This is a genomic window from Plantactinospora sp. BB1, from assembly GCF_003030385.1.
Taxonomy (GTDB): Bacteria; Actinomycetota; Actinomycetes; order Mycobacteriales; family Micromonosporaceae; genus Plantactinospora.
Genome location: NZ_CP028159.1, coordinates 6870557 through 6885167, shown reverse-complemented (window position 1 = coordinate 6885167; position 14611 = coordinate 6870557). Strand labels below are relative to the sequence as shown.

General features: G+C 71.0%; 12 protein-coding genes. 2 read left to right on the top strand and 10 right to left on the bottom strand.

Translation table 11 applies throughout. The features are described from left to right. Nucleotides 1–28 precede the first annotated feature (28 nt). The 10 genes from C6W10_RS30090 to rpmH all read right to left on the bottom strand — a co-directional run bounded on the left by C6W10_RS30090 (nt 29) and on the right by rpmH (nt 9987). Nucleotides 29–928, bottom strand: a complete 900-nt coding sequence (locus tag C6W10_RS30090; RefSeq protein ID WP_369937189.1) for a hypothetical protein — start codon at nt 926–928, stop codon at nt 29–31. A 1432-nt stretch (nt 929–2360) separates the two neighbouring features. Then, nucleotides 2361–3395 (bottom strand): ParB/RepB/Spo0J family partition protein, encoded by a 1035-nt coding sequence (locus C6W10_RS30085; protein WP_107262488.1) that lies wholly within the window; start codon nt 3393–3395, stop codon nt 2361–2363. Nucleotides 3396–3422: 27 nt separating this feature from the next. Beyond that, nucleotides 3423–4625: a ParA family protein gene (locus C6W10_RS30080; protein WP_304598403.1), complete on the bottom strand. Its 1203-nt coding sequence runs from the start codon at nt 4623–4625 to the stop codon at nt 3423–3425. A 753-nt stretch (nt 4626–5378) separates the two neighbouring features. Then, nucleotides 5379–6017 (bottom strand): HAD family hydrolase, encoded by a 639-nt coding sequence (locus C6W10_RS30070; RefSeq protein ID WP_369938722.1) that lies wholly within the window; start codon nt 6015–6017, stop codon nt 5379–5381. Between the two features lie 172 nt (nt 6018–6189). Next, nucleotides 6190–7110, bottom strand: coding sequence for a 16S rRNA (guanine(527)-N(7))-methyltransferase RsmG (locus C6W10_RS30060; protein ID WP_234361481.1), 921 nt, complete (start codon nt 7108–7110; stop codon nt 6190–6192). 7 nt (nt 7111–7117) lie between these two features. Beyond that, nucleotides 7118–7816 (bottom strand): protein jag, encoded by a 699-nt coding sequence (locus C6W10_RS30055; protein ID WP_369931401.1) that lies wholly within the window; start codon nt 7814–7816, stop codon nt 7118–7120. A 218-nt stretch (nt 7817–8034) separates the two neighbouring features. Continuing rightward, nucleotides 8035–9093, bottom strand: coding sequence for a membrane protein insertase YidC (yidC, locus tag C6W10_RS30050; RefSeq protein WP_107262486.1), 1059 nt, complete (start codon nt 9091–9093; stop codon nt 8035–8037). Next, a complete protein-coding gene (gene yidD / locus C6W10_RS30045) occupies nt 9090–9353 on the bottom strand; it encodes a membrane protein insertion efficiency factor YidD (RefSeq protein WP_107264393.1) in 264 nt (87 codons plus the stop codon). The genes yidC and yidD overlap by 4 nt, the downstream gene beginning before the upstream one ends. A 26-nt stretch (nt 9354–9379) precedes the next feature. After that, nucleotides 9380–9814 (bottom strand): ribonuclease P protein component, encoded by a 435-nt coding sequence (rnpA, locus tag C6W10_RS30040; RefSeq protein ID WP_107262485.1) that lies wholly within the window; start codon nt 9812–9814, stop codon nt 9380–9382. Between the two features lie 35 nt (nt 9815–9849). Continuing rightward, complete coding sequence (gene rpmH, locus C6W10_RS30035; protein ID WP_101368834.1) at nt 9850–9987, bottom strand: 50S ribosomal protein L34; 138 nt, start codon at nt 9985–9987, stop codon at nt 9850–9852. A gap of 653 nt (nt 9988–10640) precedes the next feature. On the opposite strand from rpmH, the gene dnaA reads away from it, so the two are divergent. Beyond that, nucleotides 10641–12701, top strand: a complete 2061-nt coding sequence (dnaA, locus tag C6W10_RS30030; protein ID WP_107264392.1) for a chromosomal replication initiator protein DnaA — start codon at nt 10641–10643, stop codon at nt 12699–12701. A 761-nt stretch (nt 12702–13462) separates the two neighbouring features. Then, complete coding sequence (dnaN, locus tag C6W10_RS30025) at nt 13463–14596, top strand: DNA polymerase III subunit beta (protein ID WP_107262484.1); 1134 nt, start codon at nt 13463–13465, stop codon at nt 14594–14596. The last annotated feature ends 15 nt before the right edge of the window (nt 14597–14611 follow it).

Below are 14611 nucleotides of genomic sequence, written 5' to 3'. Positions count from 1 at the left end.
GCCCCGGCTCCGGGGCGGGTCCGCTCGGTCAGTACGCCCGGGTGGCCGGATCGCCGTGGGATTCGCGGCGGGCGGTCGAATCGGAAGCGTCGGTGGAGTCCGTCCCCTCCGTTCCCTGCCGCCCTGCCGCCGGCTCCTCTCTTCCCGGCTCCTGTCCTGCCGACTCCTGTCCTCCCGGCTCCTGTCCTCCCGGCTTCCGTTCCGGTTCCTGCTCGGGTTCCCGTTTCGGTTCGGTCGTTGCAGCCGGGGTCCGGGAGGAGGCGGTCGGCTCGGTCGGCGTCGGGGCGTCCCTCAACGACACGGCGGCGGCCGACTCCGCCGCACCCTGTTGAGCCAGGCTCGACGGCGCCTGCCACTGGATGCGGGGCGGCTCGGCCAGCGGACGCCCGCCGAACTCGGCGAGCCAGGCGGCCACGAGCGCCAGATTCTCCCGCCACTGCGATTCCGGGATCGGGGGCAGGATGTCATCCCACAGCGAGAGGAAGGTACCGCGCAACTGGAGGCGCCCGTACGGCCGCGCGAGGAACCACAGGTGCAGGTGTGCGGCGCCGTCGCCCCAGCGGTTGACGTGCACCCGGGCGACTCCGTCCAGGGACCGTACGGCCCGCTCCAGCCGTACCGTCATCACCCCGAGTTCGGCAGCGAGCAGGTTGGGCAGATCGCCCAGGTCCAGATGCGAACGTGATTCCAGGATCAGCACCATCGGCAGCCCGGTGGGCCGGTCCATGGCGCGTACCCGCCAGCGTTCACTGACCCAGATGTAGGCGTCGTCGGGAGCGTTGCAGGAGTGGCATTCGCCGGAGCCCTCGCCCTTGCGCGGCGGCTCGACCGCGACGGGCTCGTCGAGTTGCTTGACCCGGAACTCGCCTTCGAAGGGGAACGAAGGCCACCTGGTGAAGTCTGGTACAGCGGGAGGGGTGTGGGGCACGACGCTGACCCTAACCGAGTTCCGGACCGCTGTCCCTACCCTGTTTTGGCTGCCGATCATCGACATGTCGGCCCGGCCTCCGAGCCACGACGGCCGCCTCCGGACAGCCGGATGGGTGGGCCCGGACTGCTCGGTCCGGAGGTGTCGGGCCGGCTCGCGCGGGACACCCATTTCCGACCCTCGAACAGCTACCGCGGCAGTTCGTACCCGACCGCTGATCGGCTCGACTGGGCTGTCGTTGAGCCTTCCGGAGGCTTCGGGATGCGGATTTCACCGCCGTCATCCACAGGCTGATACCGCGTTCCACGCGCTGTTTCACGTGAAACGGGGGGTGCCTGTGGACAACCCCTGTGGATTACTTTCGCCATCCCGGGCGACGTGGCAAGCCCGGGGGCCGACGCGAATCGGTATCCGAAACTTGGGGCCACGCAGCGCACGGTGTGGGGACTACTCGGCGGTGGGAGTTCGACGCCCCTCGGCCAATCGTTCTGGGTTAGGCGGCCGGGGTCGGTGGCTCCCCGGAAGATCCGCCCTGCGGGCGGACAGCGCCTCAGATGCCTCTCAAGACCGCCGAGATCCCCGCTGGAGCCACAACCCCTTGAGCCGGTCCCGCGGGCTGTGCCGGGGGCTGCCGGGGGCGTCAGAGGCTTTCACGCCGAGCGCTCTGCGCGGCCGGCAGCCGACGCCGACATCGACCGGGTCACCGAGCAACCTCCGGAAGCCCCGGTAGGTCCCACCCGGCTCCTACTGATCAGCCCTGCTCGTTGACAGGACGCCCGCACGTCGAAGGCGGGTTAGCGAATCGTGCCGTTCATCGGCTGCTCCCGGACACCCTTGGACAGGTGAAGAGATCGTGGCTGGCTCCACAGCACCCCGTGGAATCGAGCGGTGGGAGTCGAGCGGTAGGAGTCGACGGCGGGCCGTCGTCGGGTGGGGTCTCGGCCGGCTGGCGCAAACGGCAGTGGGCGGGATGCGTGGGCGGGATGCGGCCGCCCCGCAGCGAATCGCGTCTGCGGGCGGTCGACCCGGAGCGAACGGTGGTGAGACCCGACGACTCGAATGAGAGAGAAGGGTGGCACGCCGGTCAACGGCAGGCGAGGCGACACCAAGCGCGAGGCGGTAGCGCGTGTATTCGCTAGCGAGCACGAGGCGGTAGCGAGCGGGAAGGGTAGCGAGCGGGCGGCGGCGACCGCGAGCGGCGTGAAGCGGCGTGATTGGCGCTGACGCGCACCGTAGACGATGGCGGGCGCGGCTGGTGGCTGGCGGCTGGCGGCTGGTTTCACGTGAAACCGGCACACCGCCTCCGGCCGCGACTCCAACGGCAGCGACGCGAACGGCCACGACCCTAGTCACTCGGGGTCGTGGCCGTTGCCGCTCTGTCGAGTACGCCGTCCGCCCGCCGTCGCGCCGGATGGGCGGAGCGGTCCGGGGATCAGGCTGGTTCGTCCGACTCGGCGTCCGAGCCCGTCATCCCGATCAGACCGACGATCCGTTCGAGATCGTCCACGGTGGCGAACTCGATGGTGATCTTCCCCTTGTTACGCCCGATGTCGACCTTCACCCGGGTGTCGAACCGATCCGATAGCCGGTCCGCGAGATCGGTGAGCCCGGGGGCGTGTACCTTCGCCCGCCGCTTCGCCGGGCTGGGCCGGCTCGGGGAGTTCTCGGCGAGCTTCACCACCTCTTCGGTGGCCCGTACCGACAGCCCTTCGGCCACGATCCGGCGGGCGAGTTCCTCCTGCGCGGTCGAGCTTTCCAGGCTGAGCAACGCCCGGGCATGTCCGGCGGAGAGTACTCCGGCCGCCACTCGCTTCTGTACCTCGGCGGGCAGGTTCAACAGCCGGATGGTGTTCGAGATCTGCGGGCGGCTGCGGCCGATCCGGCGCGCCAGTTCCTCGTGCGTCGCGCCGAACTCCTCCAGCAGTTGCTGGTACGCCGCCGCCTCTTCCAGCGGGTTGAGGTTGGCCCGGTGAATGTTCTCCAGCAGCGCGTCTCGGAGCATCGCGTCGTCCCGGGTGTCCCGGACGATCGCCGGGATCGAGTCCCGACCGACCGCCTGCGCCGCCCGCCAGCGCCGTTCGCCCATGACGAGTTCGAACCGGTCGTCGGGAAGCTGGCGTACCACGATCGGCTGGAGGAAGCCGACCTCCTGGATCGAGAGCTTGAGTTCCTCCAGGGCCTCCTCGTCGAAGATCTGCCGTGGCTGCTTCGGGTTGGGCACGATCGCGTCGAGCGGGATCTCGGCGAACCGGGCTCCGGGAACGGGCGCCAGCTCCGGCCCGGTCGGCTGGGCCGGGGCCGGGGGCACCGGCGTGGACCAGGAGGATTCACCGGGCAGAGATGGCGCCGTCTCCGGTCGACCGGCTGGAGGCTCCGCCGTCACCACCCCGGCAGCCGGTTCCGGTGCGGTGGTGGGAATCAGCGCGCCCAGTCCTCGACCCAGCCCGCCCCGCGGACGGTTCTTCATGCCACGCCTCCCGACGCATCAACCGAGCTATGCATTGCGGCCAACAGACTCTTTGACCCCGCGCATCGCAATCTCCTGGGCCGCCTCGAAGTAGCTCGTAGCGCCCCGCGAACCGGGATCGTAGGTCATCACCGACTGGCCGTAGCTCGGAGCCTCCGATACCCGCACGTTGCGCGGGATCACCGCCTGGAGCACCTTGTCGCCGAAATGGTTCCGGACGTCCTGCTCCACCGCGTCCGCCAGCCGGGTCCGCCGGTCGTACATGGTGAGCAGGATCGTCGAGACCTCAAGGGTCGGGTTCAGGTGCTGGCGTACCAGGTTGATGTTGTTGATGAGTTGGTTCAGCCCCTCCAGTGCGTAGTACTCGCACTGGATCGGGATCAGCACTTCCTGGGCGGCGCAGAGTGCGTTGACCGTGAGCAGGCCGAGTGACGGCGGGCAGTCGATGAAGACGTAGTCGAACTCCGCCGGGTGGCCGGCAATGGCGCGAGCGAGGCGGGACTCCCGGGCGACCACCGAAACCAGCTCGATCTCGGCACCGGCCAGGTCGATGGTGGCCGGTACGCACCACAGGTCGGGGATCCCCTCGACGCCCTGGGCCACCTCAGAGAGCGGCACGTTGTCGATCAGGCAGTCGTAGACGTCCGGGACGCCGGCATGGTGCGGCACGTTCAACCCGGTGGAGGCGTTCCCCTGCGGGTCGAGGTCCACGACCAGAACACGGTTGCCGTGCAGCGCCAGGGCCACCGCCAGGTTGACCGTGGTGGTGGTCTTGCCGACGCCTCCCTTCTGGTTCGCGACACACATGATCCGTGGCCGGTCCGGACGCGGCATCGTCACCTCGCCGCTCGGGTTCAGGATTTGCACAGCGCGCATTGCCTCCATTGCCAACGGGGGATCGTCTTCCTCGCGCGACGGGGTTTCACGTGAAACGTACGCGTCGGACGCGGCGTCCTCAGGGATGGTCTCCGGTACCGCCGACGGCGTGTCGGCCGGCGGCTCGGGCTCGACGGCAACCGGGCGGCTCGGCGGGCGTACCCCGTCCGCCTGCACCCGGGCCGCCGCTCGACTCGGGGCCGGTGCCTCAGTGCTGACCGGCGACGCGACCGGCGACGCGGCTGGAGGCACGGCCGGCACCGCGACCGGGGGCACGACCGAAGGCTGAACGCCGGCATGCGGCGCCGCCGGCTGCTGCGGTACGTCCGGCGGCGCCGAGAAGGTCGGCGCCATCGCCCGCCCCGCCGGTCTCGGCTGCTCCGCACTCTGCCCGGACGGTTCCTGTCCCGGCCGATGCACCGGCTGGCGAGGCGGCTCCGGCGCCACCCCGGGACCGGCCGGTTCCGCCGCGAACGGCGAAGTCACCGGGGCGTACCCGGGCCCGCCGCGCTCGGTCGGGCCGGGCGGCGGCGTGACCCGGGCGGTACCCCGGCTTGGACCACGGGACGGTGTGCCGGCGTACCCGGTCGGTTGGCCGTCGGAGTCGTCACCCCGCCCCGGCGGACGGGCCCGGCCACTCGCGGACCAGCCTTCGTACTCGGTTTCACGTGAAACATCGGCGCCGCCGGAGTGGTATCCCCCGGAGTCCGTCATCTCTGGATCGTCATACCTACCGTTGTCATGCACCGTGTCATCCCTGCCAGCTTCGGATGGTGTCGGCCCGGTCAGCGCCCATGCCCGCGCCTCGGGCGTAGCGTGCGGTCCGGCAAGAAGCAGCGAAGGCCTGAGGCGCCACCCGCTGCCCGGTCTACACTATCGACGCGCGGTCAGCCTACGGCCGCTGGGCAAATAGGGCCACGGCTGTCCGTAGGATGAAAACCGGCCGTTCCGGAGTTCCGTCCCGACAGACCTGTCTGATCAGCGGATACGACGCCTCCCGCTCGGCTTGCCGATTATTCGCGCCTCCGGCACCGGACCAACCCTCCGTACGGGCCCGGCGGCACCCGCTCTCCTGGCACTTGTCACGGCGGCCTGGGAAAGGTGTCGTCAACGCGCCGCCGACGCCTCACCCAGCCGGTCCCACTGGCGACCGACCGCCCCACGCTGCCAGGGCGCCGGTACGCGTACCGACGCCATGCCCGCCGCCGTGGCCGCCTGGATGCCCAGTTCGGTGTCCTCGAACACCAGACAGGACTCCGGCGGCACGTCCAGTAGGCGGGCGGCGAGCAGGAAGCCCTCCGGATCCGGCTTGGCCGTCGTGTAGTCCTCGGCGCAGACCAGTACGTCGAACTTCGCCAGCAGACCGAGCGTCTCCAGGGAGGCGGTGACCGACTCCCTGGTGCTGCCGGAGACGACGGCGAGCGGAAGTCGTCCGTGGGCCTGCTCGACGTGCTGCCGTACCTCCGGTACGGCCGTCAACCGTGGCAGCAGCTCGCGATAGAGCTCCTCCCTGCGCCGAGCGACCGCTTCCGGCGGCATGGCGAGACCCTGCCGCTCGTTGAGCGTGACGATGATGTCGATCACCGTCCGGCCGCCCCAGGCGTAGAAGAGGTCTTCCGGCAGGACGCAGTTCCACTCCGCGAGCGCCCGCTGCCAGGCGATGTAGTGCAACGGCATGGAATCGGCGATGGTGCCGTCGCAGTCGAAGAGGTAGGCGCGGAAGTCGCCGGACGGCAGGGGCAGCATCACCGGCACAGGGTATAGCCGGCGCACCCTCCACCGAGTCACGGCCCAGGACGAGAGCAGCAAGCCGGGCCGGCCAGGAGAAAGTGCCGCAGGGCCAGCGAATAGGCGCAGGAACCAGCAAATGCCAGCAGCCCAGGCAGACGGCCCTGAAGGCGGCAAATCCGCTCCGCCGCTACCGGGCCGTTCCGCCCCGCCGGCCGCCCGGCGTACCCCGGGCCGGTGTGCGACCGGGGCGCTCCCGGACCACCTCGACGACGGTCGTCGGCGGGTCGACCACGCCGAGGCCGGCCTGCCGGACCACCGGCGACGACCCGCCGAGCCGGCGTACCGCCTCGGCGTGCTCGGCCACCTCCTCGGCGGCGCTGGATCCCTTCATCGCCAGCAGGCGCCCGCCGAGTACCGCGAGCGGAAGACACCAGCCGGCCAGCCGGTCGAGCGGGGCGACGGCACGGGCCGTCACGACGTCGGCCGGTACCCGCAGCTCGTCGGGAAGGTTGGCCAGGTCGACCGGTACACCGGATCCGGCCGGAACCGGCCCGGATTCGACCGGAACCGGCCCGGTGGACCGCCCGCTCCTGCCGGTACGGCGGCGCCGGCCACCGGCACCCTCCCGCCGGCTCGCGGCGAGTTCCTCCGCCCGGGCCCGGACCACGGTGACGGCGTCGCCGAGGTCGAGCGCGGTGACCACCTCGGCCAGGAAGACGGCCCGCCGGGCCAGCGGCTCGACCAGCGTGACCGTCAGGTCCGGCCGGGCGATGGCGAGGACGACTCCGGGAAGTCCGGCCCCGGAGCCCACGTCCACCACGGAGGCGCCGACCGGGAGAAGCTCCACCATCGCGGCGCAGTTGAGCAAGTGCCGGTCCCAGATCCGAGGCGTCTCACGGGGACCGATCAGGCCGCGCAGTACGCCGGGGCCGGCCAGCAGTTCCGCGTACGCGGCCGCGAGCGGGAGTCGCTCCGCGAAGAGGGTACGGGCCGACTCGGCCAGTTCGGCGGGAAGCGGTACGGCCGGTGGGGTGTCGTCCCCGGCCCGGACAGGCAGCGGCCCGGGCGGCGGTTCACCACCCGGGCCGGATACGGATCGGTGCGTCATCGACCGCTCAGTCGACCGGCCGTACGACGATCCGCCGGTTCGGCTCGACGCCCTCGGACTCGCTCTCCACCCCGGCGATGGCGTTGACCACGTCGTGTACGCACTTGCGCTCGAAGGCGGACATCGGCTCCAGCCGGACGGCCTCGCCGTGCTGCTTGACCTTCTCGACCGCGTTCTTGGCGACGGCGGAAAGCTCCTTGCGGCGGGTCGCCCGGTAGCCGCCGACGTCCAGCAGCAGCCGGCTCGGCGTCCCGGTCTGCCGGAACACGGCGAGCCGGGTCAGCTCCTGGAGCGCCTCCAGGGTGGCGCCGCGCTGCCCGACCAGCGCCTGTAGGCGCCCGCCGACCACCTCGACCACCGGGCGTCCGGCCGAGACCAGCTCGTCGATGTCGCCGTCGTAGTCGAGGATGTCGAGCAGCCCCTCGACGTAGTCAGCGGCGATCTCGCTCTGCCGGAACAGGTCGGCGTCGCTGGTCGCCGCGGCCGGTCGGCCGCCGTTGCTGGCCTGCTCGACCTCGTCGCCGTCCTCCTCGTCGCCGTCGTCCTCGCCGGCCACGTCGTCGTCCTGCTCCGGACCGGCGTCCGCGCCCGCCCCGTCAACCGCGACGGCCTCGGTGGTTTCGGCGTCCGCGGGCGGGCCCGCCGGCAGGACCGGCTCGGTGTCGCCGATGGGCTGCTCGGCGCGCGGAATACTGGTGTCGGTCACCGTCTCATCTCCGTACTCTCTCGGCCGGACCGTACGGTCCCGCTGGTTCCCCGGGGCCCGGCGGGAGATCGCCGAGTGCCACGGGCACGTCTGCTCGGGCAACGGTGCCCGTCGTCGCGGGGCGCGGCGGATTCCGGCCGGCGCCAGCACTGGTGGCAGCACGGCCCGAAGTCCTACCGGGCCACCGACCGACAGTTGCGGCCGGTGGCCGGTCCGCGTCAACCCTGACGCTTCGCCGGACGCCCCTTCTTGGGGTTGACCGGCTTGGCGCCCGGCTTGGGAGCGAGCGCCTTGGTGTCGACGGCCGGCTTCTCCGGCTGCGCACCGTTGGCCTTGGCCCGGCCGAACCGGCCGGCGGGCTTGGCCGGCTTGCCGGGCTGCACCGGGTTGCGGGAGTCGGTGCCCCGTCGGCCGCCGCCGCCGGCTCCGGTTCCGCTGGTACGCCGAGGAGCGGACTCGCCGGGCTTCGGCAGCCGGGGTGCGGTCTGCGGCGGCGGGTACTTGCGCAGCACCCACTGCTGCTGGCCGAGGGTGAAGAGGTTGTTGGTGACCCAGTAGATGACCACACCGATCGGGAAGATCGCGCCGGAGACGAGCAGCGAGGCGGGGATGCCGTAGAGCATCAGCCGCTGGATCATGCGCTGCTGGGGGTCCTCCGCCCAGCCGGTCTTGAGGATCATCTGCCGGCTGGTCAGGTAGGTGGTGGCGATCATGATGGCCACGAGTACGCCGGCCAGGATCTTGACCGAGGCGCCGCTGGCGTTCAGCCGGGCCAGCTCGGCCGCGGTGGAACCGAACTTGCCGGCGATCGGCACGTCGAAGAGGCGGGCGTGGGTGGCGCTCTCGAACTGTTCGGCGGTCCAGCCGTACCGGGTCTTGCCCTGGTTGGCCGGGTCGAGCCGGCGGAGCACGTGGAAGAGGCCGATGAAGACCGGAGCCTGTAGGAAGATCGGAAGGCAGCCCATCAGCGGGTTGGCCTTCTCCTTCCGGTACAGCTCCATCATTTCCTTCTGGAGCGTCTCCCGGTCACCCTTGTGCTTCTCCTGCAGCGCCTTGAGCTGAGGCTGGATCGCCTGCATCGCCCGCTGCGACTTGATCTGCTTGACGAAGATCGGGAAGAGGATCACCCGCAGGGTGACCACCAGGAAGATGATCGCCAGGATCCAGGACCAGTTCGTGCCCAGGACCGCCCCCGCGGACACCCCGATGGCGTCCCAGGCGGAGTGCCACAGCAGCAGGATCCACGAGATCGCCCAGTAGATCCAGTCGAGACTCAATTCGGGGCTCCAGTCACATCGGCATGGCGGCGTGCGCCCGGCTCCGGCACCGGGTCATATCCACCGGGGTGGAAGGGATGGCAGCGCAACAGCCGCCGGACCGCCAGGACGGCTCCCCGGAGCGCACCATGTCCCGCGACCGCCTCCAGGGCGTACGCGCTGCACGACGGGTAGAACCGACAGCGGGCCGGCAGCGCCGGGCTTATCCAACGACGGTACGCGACGATGGCTCCCGCCAGCACTCGGGCACCGACCGTCATCCCGGACGTACCGCCGGTGGAGTCCGTCATCGGGGCCGCCGGGGGGACTTTCGGGGGGCGAGTGCCGCCGCGAGCGCGGCGTCGAGGTCGGTGCCGAGCCGGGCGTACGAGGCGTCGGCGGCGCCGGGCAGCGCGCGTACCACCAGGGTGGCGCCGGGCGGCAGGCCCGGCAGCCGGTCACGGACCAGGTGCCGCAGCCGACGCCGGACCCTGTTCCGGACCACCGCGCCACCCACGGCCTTGGAGACGACGAAGCCGGCCCGGGCGGGCGCGGGCTCGTGTCCCGCACCGGCGCTCCGAACCGGCTGCGATGCCGTCGTGGTCGTCGGGGAAGAAGGTGGACCCGGGGTACCGGCCGAATCGAGATGTACCACCACTGATCCTCGACCGGCGCGGCGCCCACCCCGGATCGCCGCGGCGAAGTCACTGCTGCGCCGCAGTCGCTGTGCGGCCGCCAGCACGACTGCCTACATCCCCGGACCGGCCTTGCCAGCCGTCAGGCCGACAGGCGGGTGCGACCCTTGCCACGGCGGGCCGCGATGATGGCGCGACCAGCCCGGGTGCGCATGCGCAGCCGGAAGCCGTGGGTCTTCGCGCGCCGGCGGTTGTTCGGCTGGAAGGTGCGCTTGCTCACGTCAGGCTCTCCGTCGTCGTACGCCCCGGTCGTGCGACAGCGGGGTCGTGTGATTGTCTGGCGTCGACCGCCGGGACGGCCGGGTGTCGATGCCGTCCAGGCATCAGCCACGGCCCGTGCCGGGCCGCGGTCAACAGTCTCCCATCACCCTAGCAGAGGGCGACAGAGCAACCGTTGGAGCCTACGCAGCCCGAGAACGGTCGTCAAACATCATGATCGCCCGTCGGGCCGGTCCGGTGCGCGGGACCGGCAAGGGGCGGTTCGGCGGGGTTTTTCACTGATGTCGACAAGGTCCGGGTGGATCCGACGGTTGAAGGGTTGTGGACAACGCTGTTAGCGTGCCCGATTGCACGTCAGCGTCAGGGGGTGGGGGATGCCGCTGACGGGCAAAACCGGACAAGCTCGTCGATCGTTCGACAGATGAACCCGCGTCAACGCCGGTCGGGCCGGGGGCAGGCGACACGGACGCCCGGCCGGGCGACACAATTCGGTCGATACACAGGCTGTGGATAACCTGTGGACGGCGCCGGCGACCGCCGAGCGCCGCGTCGTGCCTGTTCGAGCACGTCAGCAAGCCTGGAACGGTCGACCGGGACGGCAACGGCGGCCGGAGACGCAGAGGCGATGGGGGTGGCGCGACGGTGGCCGACACGATCGACCTTGGCGCGGTGTGGGCGGCGACTACCGAGGAACTGGCCGACGAGATCATTTCGGCTCAGCAGCGTGCCTACCTCCGGCTGACCCGTCTGCACACGATCATCGAGGACACCGCGCTGCTCTCCGTACCGGACGCCTTCACCCGGGACGTGATCGAGTCGCGGCTCCGCCCGGCGATCACCGAGGCGCTCTCCCGCCGGCTGGGCCGGGCGGTCCAGGTGGCGGTCACCGTACGGCCACCCGAGGACGGGCAGCCGCGCCCGGCCGGTGGCGGCTACCCGGCCGGACCCGAACCGGCCGGACTCGGCGTACCCCCGGGTTATCCGGTCTCCGGCGGCGCGCCCGGCTATCCCGGCGGCCCGCCCCCGGCCGGCGGCTACGGCGACACCGACCCGCCGGGCGCCTACCCCGACCCCGACCCGGCCGGGTATGCCGACCGCGAGCCCGCCGGATACGCCGACCCCGATCCGGCCCCGGGTTACCGGGCCGAGCCGCTCCGCTTTCCCGGCGACGCCGAGCGCGAATATCCGGTACGACCGGAGCAGGAGTTCCCGGCCGGCGCCGGACCGGAGGTACCCGAACACCGCAACCCGGTGCCCGACCAGGCCGGCGGTCGCAAGCCGCCGCCGTTCACCGGCTCGGCGCAGGTGCCCTCCGGCGGTGCCGGGCGGCCGGCCGGGCGACCCGACCCCGCTCGCGGGAACCTGATCCCGAACAGCCGGGACGGCCAGGAGACGCTCTTCAGCGCGCCCTACCCCGAGCCGTACCGGCCGGCGCCGCCACAGCAGGAACGACGCGGCTTCGACGAGCGGGGGGCCGACACCGGCAATCTCGGTCAGTTCGGCGACCACCGGCCGGTCGACCGGCGCTACCACGACAGCCGGGACGGGGGTGCCGGACGGCTCGGGCCGGGTCGGGACGGCGGCCCGGACAACGGTCCCGGTCGGGGCGGCGCCTATCCCGAGCACCGGCCCGGCGGACGTGACGACCGGCGGCCGGGCGGGGTCGGCGGGGCCGGAGACGTCAGCGGCAACCGGCTGAACCCGAAGTACATGTTCGAGACCTTCGTCATCGGCTCGTCCAACCGGTTCGCCCACGCGGCCTCGGTCGCGGTCGCCGAGTCACCGGCGAAGGCGTACAACCCGCTGTTCATCTACGGCAGCTCGGGGCTGGGCAAGACCCACCTGCTGCACGCCATCGGGCACTACGCGACGACGCTGGGCAACGCCCGCTCGGTCCGGTACGTCTCGACCGAGGAGTTCACCAACGACTTCATCAACTCGCTCCGGGACGACAAGACGAGTGCGTTCCAGCGCCGCTACCGCGACGTCGACATCCTGCTGATCGACGACATCCAGTTCCTGGAGAACCGCGAGCGGACCCAGGAGGAGTTCTTCCACACCTTCAACACGCTGCACAACGCCAACAAGCAGATCGTGATCACCTCGGACCGGAAGCCGAAGGACCTGGCGACGCTGGAGGACCGGCTGCGTACCCGGTTCGAGTGGGGCCTGCTCGCCGACATCCAGCCGCCGGACCTGGAGACCCGGATCGCGATCCTCCAGAAGAAGGCGGCCCAGGAACGGCTCTTCGCCCCGCCGGACGTACTGGAGTTCATCGCCTCCCGGATCGCCAACTCGATCCGGGAACTCGAGGGGGCGCTGATCCGGGTGACCGCGTTCGCCTCGCTGACCCGGTCCCCGGTCGAACTCTCGCTCGCCGAGGAGGTGCTCCGGGACTTCATCCCGGACGGCTCCGGGCCGGAGATCACCGCCGACCAGATCATGATCTCCACCGCCGACTACTTCGGGGTGAGCCTGGAGGACCTGCGCGGGCAGTCCCGGTCCCGGGTGCTCGTCAACGCCCGCCAGGTGGCGATGTACCTGTGCCGGGAGCTGACCGACCTGTCGCTGCCCCGGATCGGCCAGGCCTTCGGCGGGCGCGACCACACCACCGTGATGCACGCCGACCGGAAGATCCGGCAGCAGATGGCGGAACGCCGCTCGCTCTACAACCAGATCGCCGAGCTGACGAACCGGATCAAGCAGAACACCTGACCCACCGACCGGGCCGCCGAGGGCCGGGTACGCGCCGTTCGGCGGTCGTACCCGGCCCTCGGCCGTATCCGGGGGAGCCGTGTCGAAGGTCATCCGGCCCTCGGCCGGGCCCGGGGCCGCTCGTTGTACTCAGGCTGTCCACAGCCGGTTGTCCACCGTCGGTGGATAACCTCCGGGTCGGCTCGCACCCGGAACCCACAACCTGTGGACAGAGGCTGGGGAAACGTGTGTGGACAGTTACCGAACGTGACAAAGTTTTCCACCGATGGCGGCCGGCTGTGTACGCCCTGTTGAAGGTTCTGGGGACGGTGCTCGTCGATCTTCGGAGGGCTGTGCCCACAGATGGGGAAAAGCCGGTGGGTAACCCGGTGGACGACCGGTGGACAAGCGTGGATAACTCCGCCGCCGACGGAGGCTGTGGATCGCGAGCCCGGTTCCGACCCCGGTTGTCCACACCTCGCACACCGGTGGACAAGCCGCTGACCAGCGCAGAGGCCACTTCTCCACAGTTTGCACAGCACCGATGAAGACGATTGAGTTATCTCTTCAAGAGAACAAAAACCAATCATCGGCGTTGGGCATCCTGTGGACTCTTTTGATCCGTCGTACCCATGGGTCAGGATCTGTCGAAGTACCGGGGTCGGGCGCACAGCCGATGCGGCCGGGTCCTAAGGTGCGATGCAGACCCGCACGGTTGGCGGGGCCGGAAGGCGGCCGCCGGCATGAGACAGTTGTCGCTGACGTCGATCCGGAGGCATGGCATGAAGTTCCGCGTGGAGCGTGACGCGCTCGCCGACGCCGTGGCGTGGACCGCGAAGAGTCTGCCCAACCGTCCCTCGGTGCCGGTGCTCGCCGGCGTGCTGCTGCGGGTCGGCGAGGGTGGGCTGCACGTCTCGGGCTTCGACTACGAGGTCTCCAGCCAGGTGACCGTCGACGTGCAGAGCGAGGCGGAGGGCGCCGCGCTGGTCTCCGGCCGGCTGCTGGCGGAGATCACCAAGGCGCTGCCGGCCAAGCCGGTCGACATCGCCGCCGCCGGGGCGCATCTGGAGCTGGTCTGCGGCAGCGCCCGGTTCACCCTGCCGACGATGCCGGTCGAGGACTACCCGACCCTGCCGGAGATGCCGGGCAGCGCCGGCACCATCGACGCGGCCACCTTCGCCGCCGCGGTCGGCCAGGTCGCGATCGCCGCCGGCCGGGACGAGACGCTGCCGATGATGACCGGGGTACGCATCGAGCTGAACGGCTCGACCCTGGCGATGCTGGCGACCGACCGCTACCGGCTGGCGCTGCGCGAGATCGAGTGGCGGCCGGACGACCCGGAGGTCAGCATCAACGCGCTGGTGCCGGCCCGGACCCTGCACGACACCGCCAAGGCCCTCGGCCCGCTCGGTGGCGACGTCACGATGGCGCTCTCCCAGGGTGCCGCCGGTGAGGGGCTGATCGGGTTCGCCGGAGGCACCCGCCGGACCACCAGCCGGTTGCTGGACGGCGCCAACTACCCGCCGGTGCGCTCGCTCTTCCCGGCCAGCTCCAACGCGGAGGCCCGGGTCTCGGTCGCCGCGCTGGTCGAGGTCGTCAAGCGGGTGTCGCTGGTCGGCGGCCGGACCACGCCGGTACTGCTCAACTTCAGCTCCGACGGCCTGGTGGTCGAGGCCGGCAGCACCGAGGAGGCCCGGGCGAGCGAGGCGATGGACGCCACGTTCACCGGCGAGCCGCTGACCATCGGCTTCAACCCGCAGTACCTGATCGACGGACTCCAGAACCTTGGCTCGGCACTGGCGGTCTTCTCCTTCGTCGACGCCTTCAAGCCCGCGGTGATCTCGCCCTCCGGCGAGGACGGGGAGATCATCCCCGGCTACCGCTATCTGATCATGCCGATCCGGGTCACCCGCTGATCGCACGGTTCTGGA

What these genes read in the sequence shown, in the direction of transcription:
- dnaN (WP_107262484.1), top strand. Translation starts at nt 13,463, where the DNA reads ATGAAGTTCCGCGTGGAGCGTGACGCGCTCGCCGACGCCGTGGCGTGG.
- C6W10_RS30085 (WP_107262488.1), bottom strand. Translation starts at nt 3,395, where the DNA reads ATGAAGAACCGTCCGCGGGGCGGGCTGGGTCGAGGACTGGGCGCGCTG.
- yidD (WP_107264393.1), bottom strand. Translation starts at nt 9,353, where the DNA reads ATGACGGTCGGTGCCCGAGTGCTGGCGGGAGCCATCGTCGCGTACCGT.
- C6W10_RS30070 (WP_369938722.1), bottom strand. Translation starts at nt 6,017, where the DNA reads ATGCTGCCCCTGCCGTCCGGCGACTTCCGCGCCTACCTCTTCGACTGC.
- C6W10_RS30060 (WP_234361481.1), bottom strand. Translation starts at nt 7,110, where the DNA reads ATGACGCACCGATCCGTATCCGGCCCGGGTGGTGAACCGCCGCCCGGG.
- C6W10_RS30080 (WP_304598403.1), bottom strand. Translation starts at nt 4,625, where the DNA reads ATGGCGCCGACCTTCTCGGCGCCGCCGGACGTACCGCAGCAGCCGGCG.